This is a genomic window from Gemmatimonadota bacterium (genome assembly GCA_016713785.1).
Taxonomy (GTDB): Bacteria; Gemmatimonadota; Gemmatimonadetes; order Gemmatimonadales; family GWC2-71-9; genus JADJOM01.
In genome coordinates, this window is record JADJOM010000002.1 from 552,429 (window position 1) to 579,377 (window position 26,949).

The 26,949-nt window shown below is 74.2% G+C and carries 23 protein-coding genes and 1 riboswitch; of the genes, 19 read left to right on the top strand and 4 right to left on the bottom strand.

The window, feature by feature from the left end; translation table 11 throughout:
* The first annotated feature begins 16 nt into the window (after positions 1–16).
* The 5 genes from efp (at position 17) to IPJ95_06835 (ending at position 8,110) form a co-directional block, all read left to right on the top strand.
* A complete protein-coding gene (gene efp, locus IPJ95_06815; protein ID MBK7923332.1) occupies positions 17–580 on the top strand; it encodes an elongation factor P in 564 nt (187 codons plus the stop codon).
* Positions 581–720: 140 nt separating this feature from the next.
* On the top strand, positions 721–2,793 hold the full coding sequence (locus tag IPJ95_06820) for a hypothetical protein (protein MBK7923333.1): 2,073 nt from the start codon (positions 721–723) through the stop codon (positions 2,791–2,793).
* A complete protein-coding gene (locus IPJ95_06825; protein ID MBK7923334.1) occupies positions 2,786–3,625 on the top strand; it encodes an HD domain-containing protein in 840 nt (279 codons plus the stop codon). Before IPJ95_06820 ends, IPJ95_06825 begins: the two co-directional genes overlap by 8 nt.
* Positions 3,589–3,996, top strand: a complete 408-nt coding sequence (locus IPJ95_06830) for a hypothetical protein (protein MBK7923335.1) — start codon at positions 3,589–3,591, stop codon at positions 3,994–3,996. The genes IPJ95_06825 and IPJ95_06830 overlap by 37 nt, the downstream gene beginning before the upstream one ends.
* Positions 3,997–4,006: 10 nt before the next feature.
* A complete protein-coding gene (locus IPJ95_06835; GenBank protein MBK7923336.1) occupies positions 4,007–8,110 on the top strand; it encodes a PAS domain S-box protein in 4,104 nt (1,367 codons plus the stop codon).
* Here IPJ95_06835 and IPJ95_06840 read toward each other — a convergent pair.
* Positions 8,065–8,568: a hypothetical protein gene (locus IPJ95_06840; protein MBK7923337.1), complete on the bottom strand. Its 504-nt coding sequence runs from the start codon at positions 8,566–8,568 to the stop codon at positions 8,065–8,067. The genes IPJ95_06835 and IPJ95_06840 overlap by 46 nt on opposite strands.
* 415 nt (positions 8,569–8,983) lie before the next feature.
* Positions 8,984–9,086: riboswitch (TPP riboswitch) on the top strand.
* A 40-nt stretch (positions 9,087–9,126) separates the two neighbouring features.
* Between IPJ95_06840 and thiC the strand changes: the two genes are divergently transcribed.
* From thiC to IPJ95_06860, 4 genes are all read left to right on the top strand, one after another.
* Positions 9,127–10,863 (top strand): phosphomethylpyrimidine synthase ThiC, encoded by a 1,737-nt coding sequence (thiC, locus tag IPJ95_06845; protein MBK7923338.1) that lies wholly within the window; start codon positions 9,127–9,129, stop codon positions 10,861–10,863.
* A 401-nt stretch (positions 10,864–11,264) separates the two neighbouring features.
* Complete coding sequence (locus tag IPJ95_06850) at positions 11,265–13,178, top strand: response regulator (GenBank protein ID MBK7923339.1); 1,914 nt, start codon at positions 11,265–11,267, stop codon at positions 13,176–13,178.
* Positions 13,179–13,359: 181 nt separating this feature from the next.
* Positions 13,360–15,105, top strand: a complete 1,746-nt coding sequence (locus IPJ95_06855) for a DUF885 family protein (protein MBK7923340.1) — start codon at positions 13,360–13,362, stop codon at positions 15,103–15,105.
* 385 nt (positions 15,106–15,490) lie between these two features.
* Positions 15,491–16,411, top strand: a complete 921-nt coding sequence (locus IPJ95_06860; protein ID MBK7923341.1) for an SMP-30/gluconolactonase/LRE family protein — start codon at positions 15,491–15,493, stop codon at positions 16,409–16,411.
* Positions 16,412–16,418: 7 nt separating this feature from the next.
* Here the strand turns inward: IPJ95_06860 and IPJ95_06865 are convergent, their stop codons facing one another.
* Positions 16,419–16,940, bottom strand: a complete 522-nt coding sequence (locus tag IPJ95_06865) for a hypothetical protein (GenBank protein MBK7923342.1) — start codon at positions 16,938–16,940, stop codon at positions 16,419–16,421.
* Positions 16,941–17,108: 168 nt separating this feature from the next.
* Between IPJ95_06865 and IPJ95_06870 the strand changes: the two genes are divergently transcribed.
* Both IPJ95_06870 and IPJ95_06875 read left to right on the top strand, forming a co-directional pair.
* Positions 17,109–17,966, top strand: coding sequence for an AraC family transcriptional regulator (locus tag IPJ95_06870; GenBank protein ID MBK7923343.1), 858 nt, complete (start codon positions 17,109–17,111; stop codon positions 17,964–17,966).
* A 13-nt stretch (positions 17,967–17,979) separates the two neighbouring features.
* Entirely contained in the window at positions 17,980–18,543 is a 564-nt protein-coding gene (locus tag IPJ95_06875) for a hypothetical protein (GenBank protein ID MBK7923344.1), read from the top strand.
* A gap of 9 nt (positions 18,544–18,552) precedes the next feature.
* On the opposite strand, the gene IPJ95_06880 is transcribed toward IPJ95_06875, so the two are convergent.
* Positions 18,553–18,936 carry a DoxX family protein gene (locus IPJ95_06880; GenBank protein MBK7923345.1) on the bottom strand — a complete coding sequence of 128 codons (384 nt, stop codon included), beginning with the start codon at positions 18,934–18,936 and terminating at the stop codon, positions 18,553–18,555.
* Positions 18,936–19,862 carry a haloalkane dehalogenase gene (locus tag IPJ95_06885; GenBank protein MBK7923346.1) on the bottom strand — a complete coding sequence of 309 codons (927 nt, stop codon included), beginning with the start codon at positions 19,860–19,862 and terminating at the stop codon, positions 18,936–18,938. Before IPJ95_06885 ends, IPJ95_06880 begins: the two co-directional genes overlap by 1 nt.
* A gap of 316 nt (positions 19,863–20,178) precedes the next feature.
* Between IPJ95_06885 and IPJ95_06890 the strand changes: the two genes are divergently transcribed.
* The 8 genes from IPJ95_06890 (at position 20,179) to IPJ95_06925 (ending at position 26,848) form a co-directional block, all read left to right on the top strand.
* Positions 20,179–21,231 (top strand): hypothetical protein, encoded by a 1,053-nt coding sequence (locus IPJ95_06890; protein ID MBK7923347.1) that lies wholly within the window; start codon positions 20,179–20,181, stop codon positions 21,229–21,231.
* Positions 21,228–22,268 carry a hypothetical protein gene (locus tag IPJ95_06895; GenBank protein MBK7923348.1) on the top strand — a complete coding sequence of 347 codons (1,041 nt, stop codon included), beginning with the start codon at positions 21,228–21,230 and terminating at the stop codon, positions 22,266–22,268. Before IPJ95_06890 ends, IPJ95_06895 begins: the two co-directional genes overlap by 4 nt.
* A gap of 46 nt (positions 22,269–22,314) precedes the next feature.
* On the top strand, positions 22,315–23,499 hold the full coding sequence (locus IPJ95_06900) for a histidine kinase (GenBank protein ID MBK7923349.1): 1,185 nt from the start codon (positions 22,315–22,317) through the stop codon (positions 23,497–23,499).
* A complete protein-coding gene (locus IPJ95_06905; GenBank protein ID MBK7923350.1) occupies positions 23,496–24,284 on the top strand; it encodes a response regulator transcription factor in 789 nt (262 codons plus the stop codon). Before IPJ95_06900 ends, IPJ95_06905 begins: the two co-directional genes overlap by 4 nt.
* Complete coding sequence (locus tag IPJ95_06910; GenBank protein ID MBK7923351.1) at positions 24,281–25,021, top strand: CPBP family intramembrane metalloprotease; 741 nt, start codon at positions 24,281–24,283, stop codon at positions 25,019–25,021. The genes IPJ95_06905 and IPJ95_06910 overlap by 4 nt, the downstream gene beginning before the upstream one ends.
* 82 nt (positions 25,022–25,103) lie before the next feature.
* Positions 25,104–25,748 carry a hypothetical protein gene (locus tag IPJ95_06915; protein ID MBK7923352.1) on the top strand — a complete coding sequence of 215 codons (645 nt, stop codon included), beginning with the start codon at positions 25,104–25,106 and terminating at the stop codon, positions 25,746–25,748.
* 138 nt (positions 25,749–25,886) lie between these two features.
* Positions 25,887–26,282 carry an RNA polymerase sigma factor gene (locus IPJ95_06920; GenBank protein ID MBK7923353.1) on the top strand — a complete coding sequence of 132 codons (396 nt, stop codon included), beginning with the start codon at positions 25,887–25,889 and terminating at the stop codon, positions 26,280–26,282.
* On the top strand, positions 26,279–26,848 hold the full coding sequence (locus tag IPJ95_06925; protein MBK7923354.1) for a hypothetical protein: 570 nt from the start codon (positions 26,279–26,281) through the stop codon (positions 26,846–26,848). The genes IPJ95_06920 and IPJ95_06925 overlap by 4 nt, the downstream gene beginning before the upstream one ends.
* Positions 26,849–26,949: the final 101 nt, after the last annotated feature.

A 26,949-nucleotide genomic window follows, 5' to 3' on the forward strand; every position in this document is an offset into this window, starting at 1 on the left:
GCGCAGGGGCAGGACCATGGGAATCATCGCCAGCGAAATGCGGAAGGGCATGTGCCTCCTGTATGAGGGAGAGCCCTGCCGCGTGCTCGACTTCCACCATCATACCCCGGGCAACCTCCGCGCGATGGTGCAGGCCAAGCTCCGGAAGCTCCGCACCGGCACCCAGTTCGAGCACCGCTTCCGGTCCACCGACACGGTGGAGGTCGCCGACCTCGAGACCCACACGCTCGAGTTCCTGTACGCCGGCGGCGACAGCTACCACTTCATGAACACCGAGAACTTCGATCAGCTCGAGATGAGCGACGAGGACCTCGGCGACTCGGCGCAGTGGGTGGCGCCGGGGATGAAGATCATCGCCGAGTTCTTCAACGGGCGACCCATCGGCATCCAGCTCCCCAACGCCATGGTCTTCGAGGTGGTGGAGACCAACCCGGTGATGAAGACGGCCACCAAGAGCGCGTCGTTCAAGCCGGCCAAGCTGGACAACGGGGCGATGATCAACGTCCCCGAGTTCATCCAGACCGGCGAGAAGGTCCGGGTGAACCCCACCACCGGCGAGTACATCGACCGGGCCAAGTAAGCGCGCCGCCGGGGCGCCCGCCCCGCGCCGCCCCCACGGGGCCCGGCATCCGCCGGGCCCCGCGTCGTTCCCCCCCGCCTGACCCTTCCCGCCTCCTCCTCCGCTCCTTACCTTAGAACGTCCTCCCCCCGTCGAGAGCTGTGGCCGATCACCCCGGCGCCTCCGCCACCCAGGAACGCGCGGTCCTGCCGCGCGACATTGCGGTCTTCCTGCCGCTGCTCGGCATCGGCCTTCACAAGTGCACGGCCTACCCGCCGGGGCACCCGCTGCTCAAGTCCGCGCTCGACGCGGTGGCCAGCCACCTCCGGATCGTGCTGGTCAACCGGCCCTTCCTGCTGCTCGGCGTGGCGCGGGGCCAGCTGCTGGTGGAGGGGCTGGCCACCGACCCCGGCAACCCGGTGCTGCGCGACCTCGCCACCAAGCTGCACAAGCACCAGCTGGGCGCCATCAAGGTCTTCAACGGCGTGGACCGGGAGCAGGTCGAGGAGCTCCTCAAGGAGCTGAGCCAGGACCCGCGGCAGAAGACCATCGGCCGCGACCTCACCGAGTACGACACCCGCTGGGAACACATCCGCCTGATCCCGCCGGCCTACGACCGGCTGGAGCTCTCCGACAGCGACCAGAAGCTGGGGGACACCGCCCCCACCGAGAGCGCGGCCAGCCGCCTCTGGGTGGGGCTGGCGGCGGTGGCGGTGGCGCGCGAGGGCGCGCCGGAGCTGCACACCGACCCGCGGGCCATCGCGCAGGCGCTCAACCGGCGGGTGCGCGACCCGGCCGAGGCCAAGAAGATCATCGACTACCTGCTCGGCCTCTCCCGCGAGCTGCGCCGCTCCCATGGGCAGGAAGCGGACGTGCTCAAGGAGCGGCTGGGGATGCTGCTCAACCACATCACCCCCGAGGCGCTGCGCGAGCTGGCCACGCTGGGCGCCGACCTGGCGCAGCGGCGCCGGCTGGTGATGGACGCCGCGATGGTGCTCCCCGCCGGCGCGGTGCTCACCCTGATGCGCGCGGTGTCCGACGCCAGCTCGCAGGTGATGCCGCAGGCGATGATGCGGCTGCTCACCAAGCTGGCCTTCCAGGCGGAGAAGGGGTCGCAGTCGGTGCGGGAGGAGGCCGACCTGGCGCTGCGCGAGGCGGTGCGGCAGATGGTGGACAAGTGGACGCTCGACGACCCCAGCCCGGCGCCCTACGCCCGGGTGCTGGAGCGGCTGTCGCGGCACCCCTCGGGGGTGGCGCCGCCGGCCGAGGACCACAGCGCCCACGCCATCCGGATGGTGCAGATGGCGCTGGAGACCGACACCGTGGGCGACGCGGTGTGGTCGGCGCTGGAGGAGGTGGTGCGGGAGGGACAGGCCACCGACGTGGTGAAGATGGTGGAGGACCCGAACGTGGCCGAGGACATCCAGGAGCACTTCTGGGCGCACCTGGCCACGCCGGAGAACATGCGCATCCTGCTCGGCAACGAGCCGCGTGACACCGAGGTGGTGGAGCTGCTGCTGGAGCGGATGGGGATGACGGCGGCGGAGCCGATGCTGGAGAGCCTCGAGGTGGCGGACAACCGCGCCATGCGGCGGCGCCTGCTCACCCGGCTGGGGCGGCTGGGGCCGCTGATTGGGCCCATGCTCATCGAGCGGCTGCCGCCGGCGCCCTGGTACGTGCAGCGCAACCTGCTGGCGCTGCTGGGGAGCCTGCCGGAGATCCCCGCCGGCTTCACGCCGTCGCCCTACACCGGCAACGACGACTCCCGGGTGCGGCGCGAGGCGCTCAAGCTGATGCTGCGCATCCCGGGCCAGCGCGACGAGGCGATCATCATCTCCCTCGGCGACGACGACATCCCCAACGTGCGGCTGGGGCTGGGCGCCGCGCTGGAGGGGTGCCCCACCGGCGCGGTGGGCCGCCTGATGGCGCTGGTGAACGACCGCAAGGTGCCGGTCGAGATCCGCGCCCTGGCCATCCGGGTGCTCGGCACCATCCGGACGCCGGCCACCCGCGACTGGCTGGTGGCCCACGCCCAGAGCAAGCCGGGGTGGTTCCGCCGCAGCCGGCTGCTGCCGCGGAGCCCCGAGCTCATCGCCATCATCGGCGCGCTGGCCCGCGGCTTCCGCCAGGACGCGCAGGCCCAGCAGGTGCTCAAGCTCGCCGGCGAGAGCACCGATCCCTCGATCCGGCGCGCCGCCTCCGGCGTGGTGGTGGAGGAGGCTCCCAGTGAGTGACCCGGTCAAGTTCCTGACGTCCCTGGGCCAGGCGCTGTCGGCCACCTCGCTCTACCGCGACGGGCACCCGGCGCGGGAGCGGGCGCTCGACCAGGCCTGGCGCCAGCTGGAGGAGCTGCAGCGGTTCGACCCCTCGCCGCACTTCTCCTTCCTCGAGGACGAGGTCCTCTACCGGCAGCAGGCGCTGCGCGACTTCAAGGCCTGGGACTGGGCCCGCCGCCTGACCAAGGCGGGGGTGCAGCGGGTGGAGTTCGACCGCGACGCCACCCGGGAGGACCTCGCCACCTTCCTGGCCGAGGTGCACAAGAAGGTGGCCACCGGCGAGGACGACAGCAGCGAGGCGCGCCAGCTCCGGCGGCCCAGCATCCGGTTCGGCAACCTGAGCCTCCGGGGCGCCACCGCCGACATCGCGGTGGAGGTGGCGGAGGACGCCGCCGTGCCCTACACCCTCGACGACGAGATCGAGGCGGTGGGGTGGATCCACCACGAGGTGGAGCAGACCGAGGACCTGCCGCTGGCTGAGGCCAACGCGGTGGTGCGCTCGCTGTCGCTGGCCATGCACAGCCAGAGCCGCATGCTGCTGCCGCTGCTGCAGCTCAAGAACTACGACCAGTACACCACCACCCACGCCACCAACGTCTCGGTGCTCTCGATGGCGCTGGCCGAGTATATCGGCCTCTCCGCCAAGGACGTGCGCGAGTTCGGCATCGCGGGGCTGCTGCACGACCTGGGCAAGGTGCGGGTGCCCAAGGAGATCCTCACCAAGCGCGGCGCCCTCACCGACCAGGAGCTGGGGTGCTGCGCCGCCACCCGGTGGACGGCGCCCGGCTGATCCTGGCCCGCGAGAAGGCGCTCGACCTCGCCGCGACGGTGGCCTACGAGCACCACATCATGATCAACGGGCACGGCTACCCGCGCTTCCGCTACACCCGCGACACCCACTTCGCCAGCAAGCTGGTGCACGTCTGCGACGTCTTCGACGCGCTGTGCACCGCGCGGCCCTACCGCGACGCCTGGCCCACCGAGGTGGCCCTGGCCTACATGGAAGAGCGTACCGGGGTGGACTTCGACCCCCAGCTGGGCGAGGCGTTCACCGGGATGATGCGGCTGTGGAGCTACCAGCGCGTCGTCATGCCCACGGTCGCCGCCCCGCCGCCGCCCCCCGCCGTGACCCCGCCGCCCCTTCCGCCCCCCCCGCGCTGACCGGCCGCCGATGACCCCTGCCGCGGCCCTCGTCGCCCCCGCGCGGACCCGCATAGGCTATTCGATCCAGGTCGCCCTGTTCGCGCTCGCGGTCGTGGTGAGCGGGGCGGCCGGCTGGGCGCTGCGCGGGCTGCACGGCGGGGCGCCGCCGCTCTCGCCGCCCGCCGGCGTGGCGCTCGCCGGCCTGCTGCTCCTCGGCCTCCGGGCCTGGCCGGGGGTGCTGCTCGCCGAGCTCGCCCTCAACACCTTCCTGGGGATCCCCCCCGCCTCCACCCTGGCGCTGGCCTTGGGCAGCACGGTGAGCGCGGCGCTCCCCGCCTGGCTGCTCCGCCGCGCCGGCTGCTGCCTCGAGACCGTCGGCGGCGTGGGCCGCTTCCTGCTCGTCGCCGGCGTGCTCGGGCCCGTGGTCGCGGGAGTCGCGTCGCTGGGCGGCCTGACGCTGTGGGCCGACGCCAACCACGACTACCCGCTCACCTACCTGGCCTCGGTGGCCCTCGCCACCGGCGTGGCCAGCTTGGTGGTGACCGCGCCGCTGGTGGCCTGGCTCGGGCCGCGGCCGGCCGAGCGCCCCACCGGCCGGGGCTGGGAGCTGCTGGTGCTCGCCGGGGGCATCGGCGGCGCGCTGCTGCTCATCCACGCCAGCACCCCGCTCTACGCCCTGCTCGCCTTCCCGCTCATGACCTGGGCGTCGCTCCGCTTCGGGTCCCGCGGCGCCACCACGCTCACCGTGGCCTCCTACGTCCTCAGCGTCTTCGGCATGGGGCAGGAGCTGTCGCTGCTCGAGCCGGGCGTGCTCGAGCTCCAGGTGTTCTTCACCCTGCTGCACTTCGCCATCGGCGGCACCGGGCTGCTGCTCGCCGCCAGCGCGGCGGAGCGGCAGCGGGCCCAGGCCCTGGAGTACCGCGCCGACGACCAGTACCGCGCGCTGCTGGCCGCCTCGCCGCTGGCCATCGTGGGGCTCGACCGCGCCGGCCGGGTGAGCCTGTGGAGCGCCGCGGCGGAGCAGCTCTTCGGCTGGCAGGCGGCCGAGGTGATCGGGGGGCCGCCCCCCACCATCCCGCCGGAGCGGGCGGAGGAGTTCGCGGCCATCCTCGCGGGGCGCACCGAGCCGCTGCTCGGCCTCGAGACCCTGCGCTGGCGGCGCGACGGCACCCGCATCGACGTGGTGCTGCACACCTGGCCGCTGCGCGACGCCGACGGCAGCTTCGCCGGCTCGGTGGCCGCGCTGCAGGACATCACCGAGCGCAAGCGCGCCGAGCAGCTGCAGGCGGCGCTGTTCCGGATCTCGCAGGCGGCGCTGCTGGCGGAGGACCTCGACAGCCTCTACGCCGCGATCCACGGCATCGTGAGCGGGCTCATGCCGGCGCGGAACCTCTTCATCGCCCTCTACGACCGCGCCACCGACACCCTGAGCTTTCCCTACTGGGTGGACCAGCACGACCCCCGCCCCGCCCCGCGGCGGGCCCGGAACGGGCTCACGGAGTACGTGCTGCGCAGCGGGCGCCCGCTGCGCGACCGCCACACCACCATCGGCTCGCTCGAGGCGCGCGGCGACGTGGAGGTCGTCGGGACCCCCGCCGCCGACTGGCTCGGCGTGCCGCTGCAGGTCTCGGGCACGGTCATGGGCGTGCTGGTGGTGCAGAGCTACGACCAGGGGGTGCAGTACACCGACCGCGACCAGGACATCCTGGAGTTCGTGTCCAACCAGGTGGCGATGGCCATCGACCGGCGCCGCGCCGCGGCCGACCAGCAGGCCACCGCCGTGGAGCTCGAGGCGCTGTTCGCCGCCATGCCCGACGTGATCGTGGTCTTCGACCGCGACGGCACCTTCCTCAAGGTGGCCCCCACCCGGCAGGAGTACCGCTTCAGCTCCCCCGAGGAGGTGATCGGCAAGCGGATGGCGGAGGTGCTGCCCCCCGCGCTCGCGGCGGAGGCCACGCTGGCCGTCCGCACCGCGCTGGAGCGGCGCGAGGCAGTGACCATCGAGTACGAGCTGCCCATCCGCGGGGTGCCGCACTGGTTCTCCGGCACCGCCTCGCCCATGGGGCCCGACCGGGCGGTCTGGGTGGCGCGGAACATCACGCCGGTCAAGGAATCGCAGCTGCTGGAGCGGGTGGTGGGCGCGGTGGCGCGCGCGGCGGTGGAGCGCACCGACCTGCACGACACCCTGGCCGAGCTGCACCGCACCATCGCGGCGCTGATGCCGGCCCGGAGCTGCTATGTGGCGCTGGTCGACGCGGGGGAGGAGCGGCTGATCTTCCCCTACTGGTCGGACGAGCGGCTGCCCAACCCGCGCTACCGCCCCCGCGGCCAGAGCTACTCCGACTGGGTGCTCTTCCACGGCCGGCCGCTGCGCTACCGCCAGAGCCTGGCCACCGGCGAGCCCCCCGCCGCCGAGGCGACGTTCGTGGGGCCGGAGCCGGCCGACTGGATGGCCGCGCCGCTCACGGTGGGCGACCGCACCGTCGGCGTGGTGGCGGTGCAGACCTATGAGGGCGCCCACGTCTACTCGGCGCGGGAGCAGCAGCTGCTCGAGATCGTGGCCAGCCAGGTGGCGTTCCTGATCGAGCGCACCCGCGCCGCCGAGCTGGTGCGGCGCAGCGAGGAGCGCTTCCGGGCGCTCGCCGCCACCACCAGCGACGTGATCTACGAGTGGGACCCGGTGACGCGGCGGGAGTGGTGGAGCGAGAACATCACCGCCATCCTCGGCTACCAGCCCGGCGAGATCCGCTTCAGCGACGACGGCTGGGAGCAGCTGCTGCACGAGGAGGACCGCGCGCGGGCCAGCGGCACCTACGCCGCCGCCGCCACCGGCACCGCCACCAGCTGGCGCGAGGAGTACCGCATCCGCCGCCGCGACGGCAGCTACGCCTGGGTGCTCGACCGCGCCCGGCTGGAGCGCGACGCCGCCGGCCGCGTGACCCGGGTGATCGGCGCCATGCTCGACATCACCAGCCTGCGCGAGGCCCGCGAGGCGCTGCGCCGCAGCGAGGACCAGCTGCGGCAGGCCGCCAAGATGGAGGCCGTCGGCCGCCTGGCCGGCGGCGTGGCCCACGACTTCAACAACCTGCTCACCTCCGTGCTGGGCCACGCCGACCTGGCCCTCGGCACCCTCGACACCGGCCACCCGGTGCGGGACGACCTGCAGGAGATCAAGGCCGCCGGCACCCGCGCCGCCGCGCTCACCCAGCAGCTGCTCGCCTTCAGCCGCAAGCAGCTGCTCGAGCCCCGCGTCCTCGACCTCAACGCCGTGGTGAGCGGCACCATCAAGATGCTGCGCCGCACCATCGGCGAGGACGTCACCCTGGTCACCCGGCTGGCCCCCGACCTGGGCCACGTCCGCGCCGACCCGGTGCAGATGGAGCAGGTGCTCATCAACCTGGCCGTCAACGCCCGGGACGCCATGCCCGACGGCGGCCGCCTGCTCATCGAGACCACCAACGTGCGGCTGCCCGTCGGCCCCGGGGTGCGCATCCGGGTGCAGGACGACGGCGTGGGGATGAGCGAGGAGGTGCGGCGCCACGTCTTCGAGCCGTTCTTCACCACCAAGGACGTGGGCAAGGGCACCGGCCTGGGCCTGGCCACGGCGTACGGGATCGTGGAGCAGAGCGGCGGCACCATCACCGTCAGCAGCGCGCTGGGCGAGGGCGCCACCTTCCAGATCGACCTGCCGCAGGTGGGCGCCGAGGATCCCCCCCCCATGCTCCCGGCGAGCACCGCGCTGCCCAGCGGCTCCGAGACGGTGCTGGTGGTGGAGGACGAGGAGGCGGTGCGGAACCTCACCCGCCGCGTCCTCGAGCAGCACGGCTACGTGGTGCTCTCGGCGCCGAGCGGCGAGAGCGCGCTCGAGCTGGCGCGGGCGCACGCCGGAGCCATCCACGTGCTGCTCACCGACGTGGTGATGCCCGGGATCTCGGGCCCGCGGCTCGCCGAGATCCTCCTCGCCGAGCGCCAGGGGCTCTGTTGCCTGTTCATGTCGGGATACGCGGCGAGCGCGGTGGGCTCGAGCCCCCTGCTCCAGGGGGAGACCCGGTTCCTGCAGAAGCCCTTCACCACCACCCAGCTGCTTCAGCGGCTGCGGGAGACGCTCGCCGCGGCCGACAGGCCGGCCTGAATCGGGGTGCAGGCGAGGATCTTCGCCGCCCGCGCGCTGCCTGAGGGATGCTCCGCGTCGAAGTGATTGGCGCCCAGCCGCGCGAAGAACGCCACCGCCGCCAGCGACGCCGCCTGCCCCGCTTCCCCCAGCGTGCGCGCCGCCAGGCAATCCGCCTCGAGTTCCTTGCCCTGCAGCACCTGCTCCCGCGCCCCGGGCTCGAGCCCCAGCGCCGCCGACCGGGTGTGCCGCAGCGCGATGTGCGCCCGCTCGTGCGCCATGAAGAAGGCCCGCAGCTCCGGGCTGAACCGCTGCATCAGGTCAGGGTTGTAGTAGATCACCGGGTCGGCGGGGTCGTAGACCGCCACCGCCACGTCGCGCAGCGAGCGCTCCGCCACCTCGCGCGCCACCGGCGCCGGCGCCGCCGCCGGCCCCCGCAGGGGCTGCCCCGCGCCCACCAGCGCCGCGAGGCCGGTCATCGCAATCGTCCATGTCCGTGGCATCCCTGCCTCCCCGCCTCCCTGAAATCCAAGGCCCCCGCGTCCGTTCCGGGACGCGGGGGCCGTGGCCGGGCATGTCGCCCGCGCTCAGCCGTGCCGCGTCAGTTCCGGGTTGCAGCCGACCCCCCGGCGCAGGCGCCGGTTGACGAGGGTCGGGTTGAGCACTGCCTGATTCCGCTGCCGCATCGAGTTCCTGGTCATCCCCTTGGAGCAACGTGAGGGCGGCTCCTGTGTTCTCATATCGGACCCGGTACCGGGGAGCTTGAGCCCCCGGGCCGGCACCCGCACTGTCAACTTCCTGCACGCCCCGCCGGTTCCCGCCGCATCCGCGCCTGCTACAGGGGCATACCGCGTGCCATTGACCGCGCCGGTCCCCGGGTTACGATTCGCGGGTCCGCCAGGGGTATCCGGCCCGCGGTCGCGGCACGCCGCGCCGGCGCCGGATTGAGAGAGACCCTTGGAACCTGATCCGGTTGATACCGGCGAAGGGAGCGCGGCGCCGCCGCCGCGTTCCGTCCCCTCGGAAGGAGCCGCGCCATGGCCACCCCCCTCCCCGTCCTGCCTGACACGCCAGCCCCCGATCCCGCCGGCTACGGCGACGCCTTCCCCGCGAGCACCAAGGCGTACCGCACCGGCCCCCGCGGCCTCCGCGTGCCGGTGCGCGAAATCCGCCTCTCCGGCGGCGAACCACCGCTGCAGGTGTACGACAGCAGCGGCCCCCAGGGGCACGATGTGCGGCAGGGATTGCCGGAGGTGCGGGGGGCGTGGATTCGGGCACGGGAGGTCGAGCCGGTCGGGCGGTCGGGCAGTCAGGCGGTCGGTGGCTCTCCCGCAAGCGTCGTCTTGTCCGACCGTCAGGCCGTCCGGCCGTCCGCCCTCATCCCTGACTCCCTCCTCCGCACCCCCCTCCGCGGCCGCGGGCCGGTGACGCAGCTGCATTACGCCCGGCGGGGCGAGATCACGCCCGAGATGGAGTTCGTGGCGCTGCGCGAGGGGGTGCCGGCGGAGCGGGTGCGGAGCGAGATCGCGCGGGGGCGCGCGATCCTGCCGGCGAACATCAATCACCCCGAGCTCGAGCCGATGATCATCGGCCGCCAGTTCCACGTGAAGATCAACGCCAACATCGGCAACTCGGCCGTGGCCAGCAGCATCGAGGAGGAGGTGGCCAAGCTGCACTGGGCCACGCTGTGGGGCGCCGACACGGTGATGGACCTCTCCACCGGCCCCAATATCCACGCCACCCGGCAGTGGATCCTCCGCAACAGCGCGGTGCCCATCGGCACGGTGCCGATCTACCAGGCGCTGGAGCAGGTGGGCGGCGTGGCGGAAGACCTGACCTGGGAGGTGTACCGCGACACGCTGATCGAGCAGGCGGAGCAGGGGGTGGACTACTTCACGGTGCACGCCGGGGTGCTGCTGCCCTACATCCCCCTCACCGCCGGCCGCCTCACCGGCATCGTGAGCCGCGGCGGGTCGATCATCGCCAAGTGGTGCCTGGCCCACCACCGCGAGAACTTCCTCTATACCCGGTTCCGCGAGATCTGCGAGATCATGCAGGCCTACGACGTCTCGTTCTCGCTGGGCGACGGGCTCCGCCCCGGGTCGATCGCCGACGCCAACGACCAGGCGCAGTTCGCCGAGCTCAAGACCCAGGGGGAGCTCACGAAGATCGCCTGGGAGTACGACGTGCAGGTGATGAACGAGGGGCCGGGCCACGTGCCCATGCACCTGATCAAGGAGAACATGGAGAAGCAGCTGGAGTGGTGCGGCGAGGCGCCGTTCTACACCCTCGGCCCGCTCACCACCGACATCGCGCCGGGGTACGACCACATCACCAGCGCCATCGGCGCCGCGATGATCGGCTGGTACGGCACCGCCATGCTCTGCTACGTGACGCCCAAGGAGCACCTGGGGCTGCCCAACCGCGAGGACGTGAAGGCCGGCGTCATCGCCTACAAGATCGCGGCGCACGCCGCCGACCTGGCCAAGGGGCACCCCGGCGCCCTGGCCTGGGACCACGCGCTCTCCAAGGCGCGCTTCGAGTTCCGCTGGGAGGACCAGTTCCACCTGGCCCTCGACCCGGTCACCGCGCGCGCCTACCACGACGAGACGCTGCCCGCCGCCGGCGCCAAGGTGGCGCACTTCTGCTCGATGTGCGGCCCGAAGTTCTGCTCGATGCAGATCACCCAGGACATCCGCGCCGCCGCGCAGGGGATGGCGGAGAAGGCCGCGGAGTTCCGGGCGAGCGGTGGGGAGGTGTACGTAGGGAGGTAGGGAAGCGGGAAGCGGGAAACGGGAAGGGGACAGCGCCGACCGATGCCCGGCCCGCCGCGATCGGCTCCTCCGACTGCTCGCGGGGGGGTCGGGGCCGCATTGCCCGGGTGGGCCCGCTGAGCGGCCCGCGCCCCCCCGCTGTGCGTCGTCGTCGCCGCTCGCTCTTCTACCGCCTTACCGCCTTACCGCCTTACCGCCCTACCGCCTTACCGCCCTACCGCCTTACCGCCCTACCGCGCTACCGCCCTACCGCCACTCCCTCGCCCCCGGGTCGCGGCTTCGCCGCTCCCGAAGGGGGCTCGGTCGCCGCCCCACCGCCTCACTCCGCTACACCGTCTTCCGTTTGGCCCCACCGGCGGCCACCTTGCGGGCACCCCCGTCATTGCCGTGGGAGACCGCCGATGCCCTCGAGCCCGTCGAGGCCTGGCGCGGCCGCGCTCGCCGTGCGTCGCGCCGATGCCGCTCCCCGCCGCCAGGTGATGCTGGCGGGCGCGCTCAGCGTCGGGATCGTGGCCATCCTGCTGGTCGTCGCCGCCATCGGCTTCGAGACCCTCTCCGCCGCCCGCGCCTACGTGGGGGGCGAGGGGCAGTGGTCCAAGGCGCAGAAGGACGCCGTCCGGCACCTGATGCGCTACGCCTGGGACGGCGATTCCCTCCACTACGCCGCGTACCAGCGGGAGCTCGAGGTGTACCGGGGCGACCACGTGGCCCGGGTGGAGCTGCTGCGCCCTGCCCCCGACTGGGAGGTGGTGCACGCCGGCTTCCTGCGCGGCCGCAATCACCCCGACGACGTGCACCGCATGGGCGTCTTCCTGCGGCGCTACGGCCGGGTGCCGTTCGTGGCGGAGGCCGTCCGCTCCTGGTCGGCCGGCGATTCATTGATGGTCCAGCTCGAGGCGCTCGGCGCCCGGCTCGGCGCGGAGCGGGCCGGCGCCCCCTTGCCACCCGCCAGCCGCGACGCCTTCCTGATGGAGCTCGACGCGCTGGCGCGCGAGCTGGCCCTGCTGGAGAACGCCTTCAGCGACACCATGGGGGCCGGCGCGCGGTGGGCGGCACGCTGGCTGCTGGTGGCGCTGGCCGGCGTGGCGGTGATCCTGCTGGCCATCGGCGGGGTGACCTTCACCGCGGCGTGGCGCCGGATCCTCCTCGCCGAGGCGGCCCGCCGCGCCATCGAGGCGCAGCTGCGCCAGGCGCAGAAGATGGAGGCGGTGGGCCAGCTCACCGGCGGCATCGCGCACGACTTCAACAACCTGCTCACCGTCATCCTCTCCAACGTGCGGCTGCTGGAGGACGGGCTCCCCGCCGGCTATCCCGACCTGAAGGACGACCTCGACGAGCTCAAGGTCGCCGCGCAGCGCGGCGCCGACATGATCCGCAAGCTGCTCGCCTTCAGCCGCGCGGGGCAGGTGAGCTTCGAGACCCGCACCCTGGCCGAGGTGCTGCCGGAGGCGGTGCAGATGCTGCGGCGGGTGCTCCCCGCCACCGTGGCCATCGACGCCGAGCTCGACGCCGCGGTCCCCGCGGTGCGCACCGACCCGAGCGCGGTGCAGCAGATGGTGCTCAACCTGGCCACCAACGCCCGCGACGCCATGCCCGGCGGCGGCACCCTGCGGCTCCGGCTGGGCCGCGCCAGCATCGGCCGCGACTTCATCGTGCGCCGCGGCTGGGGCCGCGAGGGCAGCTACGTGGCCCTCTCGGTGAGCGACACCGGCGCCGGGATGCCGCCGGCCGTGCTGGACCGCGCCTTCGAGCCCTTCTTCACCACCAAGCCGCCGGGGCAGGGCTCCGGGCTCGGCCTGGCCATGGTGTACGGCCTGATGAAGCAGCACGGCGGCTTCGTCGACGTGGCCTCGACCCCGGAGCAGGGCACCACGGTGACGCTGTTCTTCCCGGTGGCGGAGGAGCCCGCCATCCACCCGCCGCCGGTGGCGCCGGTGACCATCGCCGGCGGCGGCACCATCCTGCTGGTGGAGGACGAGCCCGCCCTGCGCCGCGCCGCCCAGCGGCTGCTCGAGCGCAGCGGCTTCCGGGTGCTCTCCGCCGCCGACGGCCAGGAGGGCCTCGAGCTGGCGCGGGTGCACCGCGACGCGCTCGACCTGGTGCTCTCCGACGTGGTCATGCCCCGCATGGGCGGCCCCGCCCTGCACGCCGCCCTTGCGCGCGAGGGCATCGTGCTGCCTTTTCTCTTCACCAGCGGCTACACCGGCCGCGAGATGCCCGACGGGATCCCGCTGCCCCCCGACGTGCCGCTCCTGCCCAAGCCCTGGGACGCGCAGGAGCTGGTGGCGTGGGTGGCGCGGGCGATGGGGCGGTGAGGCGGTAGGGCGGTACGGCGGTACGATGGTCGCTGATGGGGCGGCGAGCACGCCCTCGCGCTGACCAGGCCGCCGCGCCTCCCCGCTGCGCGTCGTCGTCGCCGCTCGCTGTTCTACCGCCTTACCGCCTTACCGCCCTTACCGCCTTTACCGCCCTTACCGCCTTTACCGCCGACCCCCCATGCGCCCCTACGCCGCCCTGCTGCTCCTCTCCCTCCCCCTCGCCGCCCAGGAGCGGGGGCCGGTGCGCGATGCCGCGGGATACGTCCCCGCCGGCGCCGGCCCGGTGCGCGCCACCACCAGCGAGTTGCGCGAGACGCTGGAGCGCTTCACCGCCGACGAGAGCGCCCTGGGCCGCCGCTACCCCGCCGAGTGGTCGGCGGCGCGGCGCGCGGCGCTGGCGGGGTTCTATCACGGCTGGCAGGGGCGGCTGGCGGCGCTCGACTTTGCGCGGCTGTCGCAGGAGGGGAAGGTGGACTACCTGCTGCTGCGGCAGGCGCTCACCCACCGGCTGGAGCTGCTGGCGCTCGAGGAGGCGCGGCTGGCGGAGATCGCTCCGCTCATCCCCTTCGGCGCCGCCATCCGCGCGCTCGACGAGGCGCGGGAACGGGTGGACTCGGTGGACGGCGCCGCCGCGGCGGCCACCTTCACGGCAGTTGCCCGGCAGGCCGACTCGGCACGCGCCGCGCTCGGGGCCCTCGACAGCGCCGCGCGGCCCAGCCGCGTGGTGGCCTTCCGCGCCGCGCGGGCGGTGGAGAGCCACCGCGCCCTGCTGCGCACCTGGACCGGCCACTACGGCGGCTACGATCCCGGGCTCGGCTGGTGGACCCGCGCCCCCGCCGCCCGCGCCGACACCGCGCTCACCCGGTACGCCACATACCTCCGCGAGACCATCCTGGGCCAGGCCCCCGGCGCCGACGAGCCGATCGTCGGCGACCCGCTGGGCCGCGCCGCGCTGGAGCGCGACATCGCCTTCGAGCTCATTCCGTATACCGCCGAGGAGCTGATCGCCATCGGCGAGCGGGAGCTGGCGTGGTGCACCCGGGAAATGATCGCCGCCGCCCGCGCCATGGGGCTGGGCGACGACTGGCACGCCGCGCTCGAGCGGGTGAAGCTGGCGCACGTGGCGCCCGGGGCGCAGCCGCTGCTGGTCAAGCGCCTGGCCGACGAGGCCGCCGACTGGGTGAGCAGCCGGAAGCTGGTCACCGTGCCGCCGCTGGCCCGCGACCTGTGGCGGCTGACGATGCTCTCCCCGGAGGCGCAGAAGGCCAATCCGTTCTTCCTGGGTGGCGAGGTGATCCAGGTGGCCTACCCCACCGACGCCATGGACGACGCCGACAAGCGCATGACCATGCGTGGCAACAACGTCCACTTTGCCCGCGCCACGGTGCACCACGAGCTGATCCCCGGGCACCACCTGCAGGGCTTCGTGGGGGAGCGGAGCAACCCGCAGCGCGGCGCCTTCAGCACGCCGTTCTACACCGAGGGGTGGGCGGTGTACTGGGAGATGCTGATGTACGAGCGGGGCTTCCCCCGCTCGCCGGAGGACCGGGTGGGGATGCTGTTCTGGCGGATGCACCGCGCGGCGCGGATCATCTTCTCGCTCAAGGTGCACCTGGGGCAGATGACCCCCGACGAGGCCATCACCTTCCTGGTGGACCGGGTGGGTCACGAGCGCGCCAACGCCACGGCGGAGGTGCGCCGCTCCTTCCGCGGCGACTACCCGCCGCTCTACCAGGCGGGATACATGCTGGGCGCGCTGCAGCTGCGCGCGCTGCACCAGGAGGTGGTGGGGGCCGGGAAGATGACCGAGCTCCAGTTCCACGACGCCGTGCTCGCCGCGCACCAGATGCCGATCGAGCTGCTCCGGGCGCTGCTGACGAACCAGCCGCTTGCCCGGGAGTACGTGGCGAAGTGGCGCTTCTGACGGCAGAGGCCGTAAGGGCGAGGGAGGCGTGAGGGCGGCACAGCAGAGGCGCGTGCGCCGCGCGGCGGGCTCCTGGTTCCTGTGCGGCCACGCGCCGACTGCGAGCACGCCCTCGCGCCGACCGATGCCCGACCCGCCGCGATCGGCTCCTCCGACTGCTCGCGGGGGGATCGGGGCCGCATTGCCCGGGTGGGCCCGCTGAGCGGCCCGCGTCCCCCCCGCTGTGCGTCGTCGTCGCCGCTCGCTGCCTTCGTGCCGACTTCCCTCACGCCTCCCTCGCCGCTCGCGGCTTCCGTTCCCGTTTCCCTCTTCCCGTTTCCCTCTGCCCGTGGCACTGGCCGAACCAGCTAGATTCTCTCCCACCCCCAACCCAAGGACCCCTGCCGTGAAGCACGCCGCCCTGCTGTCCGTTGCCCTGCTCGTGGTTGCCGGCTGCGCGAAGAAGGAGGCGCCGGCGCCGGATGTCGCCGCGCCCGCCGCCCCCGCCAAGGTCTCCGAGGCCACGGGGTTCCTGACGCCGGAGTCGGTGCTGTGGGACGCCGAGCAGCAGGTCTGGTTCGTGTCCAACATCAACGGCAGCCCGCTGGCCAAGGATGGCAACGGCTTCATCAGCCGGCTCACGGCGGACGGCGTGGTGGACAGCCTCAACTTTGTGCTGGGGGGCCGCGGCGGGGTGACGCTGAACGCGCCGAAGGGCATGGCGCTGGTGGGCGACACGCTGTGGGTGACCGACATCGACGCCATCCGCGGGTTCAATCGGCGGACCGGCGCGCTGGTGGCCGCGGTGGAGCTGGGGTCGCAGGCGAAGTTCCTCAACGACGCCGTGACCGGGCCCGACGGCACCGTCTACATCACCGACACCGGCATGGGGATGGACGAGAAGGGCAACTTCCTCCATCCCGGGCCCGACCGGATCTTTGCGCTCAAGGGGCGGGCGGCCACGGTGGCGGCGGAGGGCGACTGGCTTGAGCGTCCCAACGGCATCGCGTGGGACGGGGCCAACAACCGCTACCTGGTGGTTCCCTTCGGCGGCAACGCGCTGCTCGGCTGGGTGCCGGGCGCCGCCACGGGCGATTCCCTCGCCGCCGGTCCCGGCATGCAGGACGGCGTCGAGATCCTCAACGGCCAGACCCTGGTCACCAGCTGGACCGACTCGACGGTCTTCGTGATGGACGCGGCGGGGGCGAAGAAGCTCATCACCGGCGTCAACAGCCCGGCCGACATCGGCGTGGACCAGGTGCGGGGGCTGGTGGCGATTCCGCTCTTCCTGGAGAACCGGGTGGAGTTCTGGAAGGTCGGGTCGTAGAGGCCCGCTACTCCGCCGGCCCCACGCGGGTGAGCTGCATCTCGAAGAACGGCGTCCAGGTGGTGCCGTCGCGGGACCAGGCCCCGCGCTCCTGCCAGCCCTGCGCGGCGCTCACGGCGATCTCGAAGCGGATCCGCCCCGCGCGTGGGTCGGTGAACTCCCAGGTGAGCTGCTGCTCGCCGACGGTGACGTCGGGTTCCATGCTCTCGCCGCCGCGGCGGAAGGTGCGCAGCCGGTAGCGGGCGGCCGCGCGGTCGTACCAGAGCACCCCGAACGCCTGGTGCACCACGATGTCCTGGCCGTCCGGTCCGCGCGCGACGCCCTTTCCCTCGATGACCAGCACGCCGGTGTCGGCGCGGAAGCGGACCAGCTCCGTGGCGCGCGCCTCGGCGGCTCGCTCCCCGGTGCCCATGCGGCCGGTCCCCTCCCAGCGCCCCTCGAGGAACGCGAGGGCGCGCATCTCCACCGGGGGTGGTGGCGCCGGCTGCTGCCCGGCCAGCGGGGTGCCCAGGATCAGGGGCAGGGCCATGCGAACGACCTCCGGTACGCGGTACGACGCCATTGCAGCTCCGGGTGCGGGGGTGGCGAAGGAGTGCCGCCGCCGCAATCTTCTCCCGCCGCGGCGGGCGGTCTTGGACGAATCGGCCACCGGCCCGCTGACACCCCGGCTGTGGCGCCACGTAGGGAGCGGCGCACGATGACGACCTCCACCACGATACCCGGCCATCCGGCCCTGGTCTACGCCGATCACGCTCCCGCCCCGGCGCTCGCGCCGTGGGTGGCGAGCTACTGGAGCGTGGCGATGGCCGGCGTGCCCCCGGGTGAGGACCTGGCGGTCCCGCCCGACGGCTGCACGCACCTTGCCTTCGGCGGTAGCGACCGGGTGCTCGTGGGGCCGCAGGTCACGCCGTTCCGGGTGCCGGCGTCGCCGGGGCTCCGCTGGTTCGGGGTGCGGTTCTGGCCCGGCGCGGCGCGTCCCTTCCTGCGGCTGCCCGCCACGCAACCGCTGCGCGACCGCGCGCTCCCGGCCGCCCTGGTGCCCGGGCTCGACTGGGTCCCGGCGCTCGTCGCGCGCCTCGGCGGGACCGACGCCGCGGACGTGGCCGCGGCCGATGCCGTGCTCCGGTCGCTCGCCGCGGGGGCGGGCCGCCCGGACGTGGCCCTCCGGGTCGCGGTGCAGCGGATCCTCCTCGCCACCGGGCATGGGCCGAGCGTGCGGGAACTGGCGGAGGGGGTGGGGCTCTCGGAGCGCCACTTCCGGCGCCGCTTCCAGCGCGCCACGGACCTCTCGCCCAAGGAGCTCATCCGGATCTGGCGCTTCCGGCGCTGCGCCGAGGCGGCGGCACGGGAGGCTGGGGAGAACTGGGCGGCGCGGGCCGCCGACCACGGCTTCGCCGACCAGAGTCACCTGGCCCGGGAGTTCCGGAAGCTGATGGGAGAGGCGCCCGGCGACTTCGAGCGCCGCACGGCCACCATCCTGCACCGGCGGGTATGGAGCCCGGAGGCGGGGGCCACCGCCGGTTCAAACACCACCGGGGCGTCGCTCCGCCCCTGACGACGGGAGGCTGATGTCAGGACCCAAGGATGCCCCGCGCGCGGGGCGGTGGCCGACCGTGACCGGGGCGCGGGTCCTGCTCGCGTCCGGCCTCGCGTTGGCCGGGGGCGCGCTCGTCGTGCTCGCCGGGCCCTATCAGGGCCTGCGTACCGCCGCCGGCCGGCCACTCCCCGAGGAACTCTCGACCGCGCCGGCCGCGGTCGCGGCCTTCCTGGCGGCGCTGGACGCCGGCGGGCGGGCACGGTACGCCGCCTTCCAGTACCTGGACTTCCTCAATCCCCTGCTGCTCTCCCTGGCGGCCGCCGCGCTCCTCCTGTGGCTCTCGGCCCGCGCGCGGCTCCCGGCCGCGGCCGGCCGGGCGATGCTGCTGTTCCCCGCCGCCCTGGCCCTGGCCGACGTCACCGAAAACCTGTTGCTCCTCGGCGCCATCGCGCGGTACCCCGAGGCGGGGCCACTCGCGGAGGTGCTGCCATGGGCCACCAGGCTCAAGTTCGCTGCGCTGCTGCTCGTCCCGCCGGTGGCGCTGGTACTCGGCGGGCTCGCCGTGCTGCGCCGCCGGGCCGGGACCGGGAGCTGAGCCGCTGGGTCACCGGCGGGCGCGGGGGCCCACGCGCCACGACCACCACTCCGCCGCGATCCACGCCAGCACCGCGACATAGACGGTGATCCACCCCACGTCGGTCCATCGGCCATCGAGGGCGCGGGTGCCCCAGGCGCCGAGCATCACCACGATCAGCGTGAGCGCGCCGTAGCTCGCGATCCAGGGCACGAGGAGGGCGAGCCCGCCCACGACCTCGCCCAGGCCCACGAGGATGCGCAGCCAGGGGGGATACCCCCAGCGCGCAAAGGCCTCGGTCCAGAAGCCGTCGGCGAAGAACTTCACCCACCCCATCTCGACGAACATGCGGGCCAGCCAGGCGCCCGCGAGCCAGGCCGCGACCCACCGCGCCTGTCGCGCTCCCCATCGCATCAGCGGCGTCCTTGTGTCAGGGTCTCCAGCCAGACGGCCAGGGCGGCCTGGAGTTCCACCGGCGCCTCCTCCTGGATGAAGTGGCGGCCGGGCAGCACCACCTCGGTGGTGGCGGGCCACCCGCGGCAGCGCGCCTTCCGCCCCGGCGCGGCCACCAGCGCGCCGGGCTCCACGTTCACGAAGAGCTTGGGCACCATGCTCTCCGCCAGCCAGGCGTGGCACGCGGCCATGATGGCCGCCACGTCGGCCGGCGCGCCATCGAGGGGAACCTCGGTGGGCCAGGTGAGCGTCGGGCGGCGCGCCTCGCCCGGCGCCAGGAACGGCCGACGATACTCCGCCCGGTCGGCCTCGGTCAGCCGGTCGCCGAGCGAACCGATCAGCACCTGCTCCACGAACTGGTTCTGCTCCAGCACCAGCGCCGCGCCCTCCGGGGTCCGGTACCGCTCGAAGAAGCGCACCGCCTCGGGCGGCGCGGTCCGGCGGTCCAGCCCGTCCATCACCGTTTCCATGTGCGCGATGCCGGCCACGCGATCGGGGTGCCGGCGCGCCCAGTCAAAGCCCAGCATCCCGCCCCAGTCGTGCAGCACTAGGCACACCGGGCCGGTGGGCGCCAGGGCGTCGAGCAGGCCCTCGAGGTAGTCCCGGTGCTCCACGAAGCGGTAGCGCCCCGGTCCGCTGTCGGGCAGCCGGGCGGAGTCGCCCATGCCAAGGAGGTCGGGCGCCACGCACCAGCCGAAGGTCTCGAGGCCCGGGAGGATCCGCCGCCAGAGGTAGGAGCTGGTGGGATTGCCGTGCAGGAAGACGATGGTCGGGGCGGCCGGGTTGGATGGCCGGGCGCTCGCGACGTACGCCAGCGGCAGCCCACGCACCTGGACGGTCCGCTTGCGGGCACGCCACCCGGGATCCGTGGCATGGAGGCGCGGCAGGCGGCGCGCGGCCAGCGCGGCGGCGGTGACGGCGAGGAACGAGCGGCGGGACGGCACGGTGCGGGCTCCGGTCTGGGGTGCCCAACCATGGCCGGCCTCCCTCCCCGCGCCAGCGATCCGGGGCGAGCCGTATCCTCCCGGGACAAGCCGTCGCGGCCCTCTGCGGCACGGCTGGTCCCCGCAGTGGACGGCTCGTCCCCAACCGCGGGCGCCCGCGCCCGCCGCCGCCTAGCGTGGCTCCACCTGACAGGCGGGGGCGATGTGGCGGCCATGCGGGCCGGACCACGGGGGCCCCCCACACGGCACGGGGGAACGCATGCGGGGCATGGGCATGGTGGTGCTGGCGGCGGCGGTCGCGGCGCTGGGCTGCGCGGGGCGGGAGGGTGGCGCGACCGACCCGACCGCGCCCGGGCTGGTGGCGGCGCAGGACGGTGCTGGCCTGGAACTGGTCTACGGACTGGCCCCGCTTGCCGGGAGCTCTTGCCGCGGGGAGGCCTACGACGGCTTCGACTTCTGGCTCGGCGACTGGTCGATCACCACCCCGAGTGGCAGTCCCGCGGGAGGCAGCCGCATCACCCGCGAGGCGGGAGGGTGCGTGGTGCTCGAGCTGTATCAGGGGGGATCGGGCCGGAGCCTGAGCCGCTACGATCGCGCCGGCGCCACCTGGCACCAGGACTACGTCGACGCCACCGGGTTCACCCTGCGGCTCTTCGGCGGCGTGACCGGCGGCGCGATGGTCATGCAGGACTCGGTGCGCGCCATCCCCAATGGCCCCGCCCTCGCCAGCCGCTTTGCCTGGACGCCCAACGGGGACGGCACCGTGCGCCAGCTGTGGGAGTTCAGCGTGGACGGGGGCGCCAGCTTCTTCATCAACTTCGACGGCTCCTACGCCCGGCAGGCCGGCTACGTGCCGCCGGCCGCGCCAGCGCCGGGGAGCTGCGCCACCCGGCCCGCCCAGCGTGCAGCCGACGGGTTCCTCGGCACCTGGCGCGTGGCCACCGCGAGCGGGCGGCCGCTCGGCACCTCCACCTTGAGCCTCACCACCGGCACCTGCCTCATCGAGGAGCTGTTCCAGGGCGCCGGCGGCTACACGCTCCGCTCCTTCCTCTACTATGACCGCTTCGTCGGCACCTGGTACCGGGCCCAGGCCGACAACCGCGCCACCGGCGCCCGGCTCGGCGGCGGCTTCGCGGGCGGCACCCTGCAGCTCACCGGCCAGCTCCCGCCGGCCGACTCCAGCGGCACGCCGCGGCTGGTCCGACTGCTGTGGACCCCCGACGGCCCCAACGCCCTGCGCCAGCGCTGGGAGGTCCAGCAGGACAGCACCTGGCGGGAGCTGGCCGCGCTCCGCTGGACCCGCCTCCAGTGACCGGCCCACGGGTGGGCGGCGCGCGCCCGCGCGCGCCGCGCACCGGCGCGTTCCTGATGGGGGCGGTGGCACTGGCGTGCCTCGCCGGGGCGGCGCCGGACTGGCCCTTCCCCATCTACGGGCTGGGGCGGGCGGGCGCGGCCCCCGCCTGTCAGGCGGCCGGCTACCGGGCCTTCGACTTCTGGCTCGGCCGCTGGCGCGTGGTGGCGCCCGACGGCGCCCCGGCGGGGCGGAGCGAGATCACCCCCGCGCTTGAGGGGTGCGCGGTGCTCGAGACCTTTGCCGGCGGTCAGGGCCGCAGCCTCTCCGCCCCCGACCCAGGCACCGGCACCTGGCACCAGGACTACGTCGACCACGCCGGGCTCACCCTGCGGCTCCTGGGAGGACCGGACGGCCAGGGCATGCGCATGGAAGACTCGGTCCGCGTCATCCGGAACGGGCCGTCGCTGCGCAGCCGGTTCGCCTGGCGGCCCGACGGTGGCGGCACCGTGCGCCAGACCTGGTGGTTCAGCACCGACGGCGGCGCCACCGAGCAGGTGAACTTCGACGGACGCTATCTCCCGGACACCACCGCGGCACCGCCCCCGCCGCCCCCCGCAACCTGCCGCGAGCGGCCGGCGTACCGCGCCCTGGACGGCATGCTGGGCCAGTGGCAGGTGTGGCAGGGGGGGCGCGCAGTGGGCCGCGCCACCCTCACCGCGACCGCGGGCGACTGCCTCATCGAGGAGCGGTTCACCGGCTCGGGACGGCACCAGCGCTACCAGCTCCTCGCCTTCCTCTATTACGACCGCTACATCCAGCGCTGGTTCCGGGTGCAGGCCGACGTCGAGGGGCACTGGCACCGGCTCGGCGGCGTGATGCACGAGGACGTCCTTGATCTCGCTGGCCTCATCCCCGACGGTCGCGGCACGCCGATCCCCGCCGTGCTTCGGTGGCGGCAGCCGGCACCGGACACGCTCCGCCAGGCCTGGATGACGGGCCGGACCGCCGTGGACCCGGCGGTCGAGTTCACCTGGGTGCGGGAGGCCGCCCCGTGACCGGGCGCGCGAACCCGCGGGCGGGCCGCGCCCGTAGGGGCGGGCCATGTCCCCGCGGCTGACCCCGTCCCTTTCCGCAACGCCACCCTATCGCTGGGCGGCCCTGCCGGCCGCGCAGCGCGCCGCCGTCCTGGCCGGCTGGATGGTGCTCGGCCTGGTGGAGACCATCCGCGCGGTGCAGGACCCGACCTCCCGCGGCGTGCCCCGCATCCCGTGGGACTACGCGCTGGTCGGCAACTTCCCCTGGTGGCTGGTGTGGGGGCTGTTCACCCCGGCCATTTTTGCGCTGGCCGACCGGTTCCGCCTCGATGGCCCGGGGTGGTGGCGCCGGGTGCCCGCGCACCTGGCGGCCGGGGGCGTCCTCGTGATGTTGCACCTGCCGCTGGCGCTGGGGCTGTGGTACGCGACCAATCCGCTGCCGCAGGTGCGCCTGCAGTCGTTCGGGGCCGCGGTGCTGCAGGCGGGCCGCGGCGCCCTGCTGCTCGAGCTGCTGGCGTACGGCGCGGCCCTCGGCCTCTTCTACGCCATCGACAATCATCGCCGCCTGCACCTGCGCGAGCTCGACGCGGCGCGGCTCGCCACGCGCGCGGCCGCGCTCGAGGCCCAGGCCATGGAGGCCCGGCTCGAGGCGCTGCGGATGGAGATCAACCCGCACTTCCTCTTCAACACCCTCAACACCGTGAGCGGCCTGGTGCGGGAACGGGAGCACGCCGCCGCGGTGACCGTCCTCTCCCGGCTGGGCGACCTGCTGCGCAGCGCCCTCGACCAGCCGCGCACCCAGCAGGTGCCGCTCGCCGATGAGCTGGCCCAGCTGGCGCTCTACCTGGACATCGAGCGGCACCGCTTCCGCGACCGGCTCACCGTGCGGATGCAGGTGGCCCCGGAGACCCTGGGCTGCCTGGTGCCGGCGCTCTGCCTGCAGCCGCTGGTGGAGAACGCGCTGCGCCATGGCATCGCGCGGGTGCCTGGCCCCGGGGTGCTGACCATCGGCAGCCGGCGCGAAGCGGGGGGCGCGCTGCTGCTCACCGTGCACGACACCGGGCCCGGCTTTCCCGACGCGCCGGGCGCGGCCGGCATCGGCCTGGCCAACCTGCGGGCCCGGCTGGCGGAGCTCCACGGCGTGGCGGCCGGCGTGGGCATCGACCGCGACCTGGCACGGGGCACCCGGGTGACGCTGCGGCTGCCGGTCCACGCGCCCGCGGCCCGCGCCCTCACGGCGGCGCCGGCGTGACCACCCTCCGCGCGCTGGTGGTGGACGACGAGCCGCTGGCCCGCGCCTGCGTCCGCCGGGCGCTGCGCCCCGAGGACCAGGTGGAGATCGTGGCGGAGTGTGGCGATGGCCCTGAGGCGGTGCGGGCCATCCGCCGGCACCGGCCGGCGCTGGTGTTCCTCGACATCCAGCTGCCGGGCATGGACGGGTTCGACGTGCTGGCGGCGCTGGTGGAGGAGCCCGAGCCGCCGGCGGTGGTGTTCGTGACGGCGTACGACGCCTTTGCGCTGCGGGCCTTCGAGGTGCACGCCGTGGACTACCTGCTCAAGCCCTTCGAGGATGCCCGGCTGCATCGCGCGGTGGCCGCGGCGCGGGCGCGCCACGACGCCCCGGGCGCCGACGCGGTCCGCGCGCGCCTGTCAGCGCTGCTCGACGACCTGGCGCGCGCCGCGGGGAGCGACGGGGCGGGGCGGGGGGTGGCGCGGCGCGTGCTGGTCACCGACGCGGACGACCGCGCGCGCTTCCTGGACCTGGCCGGCGTGCACTGGGTGAGCGCGGCGGGCAACAACGTGTGCTTCCACGTGGGCCGGGAGCGCTACACGGTGCGGATGCCCCTCCGCACCCTGCTGCCGCAGCTCGACCCGGCGCGGTTCCGCCGGATCCACCGGTCCACGATCGTCAACCTGGACGCCATCCGCGAGATCCAGCCCTGGTTCGCGGGCGACTGCGTGGTCGTCCTCAAGGACGGGCAGCAGCTCCGGATGAGCCGGACCTATCGCGACCAGGTGATGCAGCCGCTGCTGTGACCGCGCCCGCCGCCGCGCCGCGCTTCCGGCCCGCGTGGGTGCGGCGGCGAGCAGGGGTGGTGGTCGTCGCGGCCCTCCTGCCGCTGGGCGCGCTCCGCGCCATCGGCTTGCATGGCCCGCCGGCGCTCCGGGCGGCGCTGCCGCTCGGTTTCCTGCTCATGCTGGCCCTCACGGCCCTGCTGCTCACCGCCGCGGGCCGGCGCGAGGCCGGTCTGACGGCCGTGCCGCGGCCATGGTGGCTGCTGGCGGGGCCGGTGCTGGGCGCGCTGGCCGCGCTGGGCATCGGGGCCCTGGGCACCGCGCTCTACGGCCACGGCGCCGACCACTGGTACCACTCGGTGCGTGCGGCGGCCCTGGCCAATCCGGGCCTGGCGGCGCTGTCGCCACCCGGGCAGTGGCTCGCGTTCACCCTCCCGGCCATCGCCTTCAGCCCGCTCGGCGAGGAGTGCTTCTTCCGCGGCCTGCTCGAGCTGTCGCTGCGTGAGCGGTGGGGGCGCCGCGCCGCGGTGGCCGGCTCGGCCGTCGCCTTCGGGGCCATCCACCTGCTGCATCACGGCGTGGCGTGGGGTGCCGGGGGCGTCACGCTGCGCCCCGTCCCGGGACTGCTCTGGTTCGTGCTCATGGCGCTCACGGGTGGGCTGCTCAGCTGGTGCCGCGCCCGGGGCGGCGCGCTCTGGGTGGCGGTGGCGGCGCACGCCGGCTTCAATGCCGCGATGGGGTGGGTGGTCTTCCACTGACCGCCGCCGCCGCGGGCCTCCCCATGCAACCCTGCGGGCCGGCAGCCGCACTCATGGGCAACCAGCCAACCGGGAGCCTCCCATGTGCCGCGCACTCGTCCTACTGCTGTCCCTCGTCGTCCCGCCCCTGGCGGCCCAGTCGGCCGGGGCCGGGCGCCCCGGGCCGCGTCCGCTGCTCCCCGCCATGGAGGAGATGGTGCTCGCGCGCAGCGCCGCGCCGGCGTCCGTCGCCGCCGGGGCCCGGATCTGGGTGCTGACCGGGGCCGGGTGGGTGATCGGAGACTCGGGTACTACCACGGCGGCGTGCCTGGTGGGCAGGAGCTGGCCCGCCGCCCTCGAGCCGGCCTGCTACGATGCGGAGGCCGCGGCGACCATCCTGCCGATGGAGATGCGGCGCACCGAGCTGCTGCACCAGGGCCGGTCCGTTGCCGAGGTCGAGGCGGACATCGCGCGCGGGTTGCTCGAGGGGCGGTTCCGCCTGCCATCGCGGATGGCGGTGGTGTACATGATGTCCTCGCGCCAGCAGCTCATCAGCGATGCCGGCCGGCCGGCGGGGGCCTGGCGGCCGCACCTGATGATCTATGCCCCCTACCTCACCAACGAGCAGGTGGGGCATGCCGGGGTGCCGGGCCTGGAGGGGGGGATGGTGGTCGACCCGGGGAAGCCCACCGCCAACCTGCTGGTGGTGGTGCCCGCCTTCGCGGGAGCGGCGGCCGCCGCGCCATGAGCGACGCGACATCGGACCGCGCGCTGGTGGCCGCCTTCCTCGCCACCCGCGAGGAGCGGGCCTTCCGCGACCTCTACCGGCGCTACACGCCGCGGCTGTTCCGGGTCGCCGTTCGCCTGACGAACGACCGGGGCGGGGGTGGCGGAGGACCTGGTGCACGAGACCTGGGTGCGGGCCGCCGCCGGGCTCGCCGGCTTCGGGTGGCGCGCCAGCCTGGGCACCTGGCTCACCGGCATCCTCATCAATCGCGCGCGGGAACAGTACCGCGAGTGGGCCGGTGGCGCGCGGCTGCCGGCGGATGCCCGGCCCGGCGCGGCCGAGCCCCCGCTGGATGTGCGGCTCGATCTTGCCCAGGCCATCGCGGCGCTCCCGGCGGGCTATCGCGAGGCGATCGTGCTGCACGACATCGAGGGATACACCCATGAGGACATCGCCATGATCACCGGCCGCGACGTCGGTACCTCGAAGAGCCAGCTCTCCCGAGCCCGCAGGGTGCTGCGCCGGTGGCTGGCGCCGGAAGGGAGCCCTGCATGAGCCCGGCCCCCGACGATCCTGTGGGCCGGCCGGACGGCTCCCGGGTCCTGGGACCGGTCCCGGAGCCGCCCGCGCACCTGGAGCGGCGGGTGCTGGCGACACTCCGGGCTCGCGGCGCACTCACGATACCTGGGGGGCGGCGGTGGGGCCGCGGGTGGCTGGCGGCGGCGGCGCTGGTCGCGGCGTTCCTGGGCGGCCGCGCCAGTGCAGCGCGCGCCGGCGAGGTACCCACCGGGCAGCGCTGGATGCTGCTGCTCTACGAGGATGCCGGATTCCGCCCGCCGCCCCCCGGCGCCGAACAGGTCTATGTGGAGGAGTACCGTGCCTGGGCGGCGGCGCTGCGCCGGCGGGGGCAGTTGGTCGAGGGCGCCGAGCTCCTGCCCGCCGCGGCCGCGCTCGGCCGGGGCGGCGCGGCGGCGCCCGAGGTGATGCCCGAGCCGGCGCGGCTGACCGGCTACTTCATCCTCGTGGCGCCGAGCCTGGATTCGGCGCGCGCCATCGCGTCGGGTATTCCGCACCTGCGGCACAATGGGCGGGTGGTGATCCAGCCGTTCGGGGCGAGCTGAGGCCTGGTACTGGAAGCGAAACTGCCGGGAAGCGGGAAGCGGGAAGCGGGAAGAGGGAAGAGGGAAAAGGGAAGGCGAGGGGAACTCTCCTCGCTTTCCCT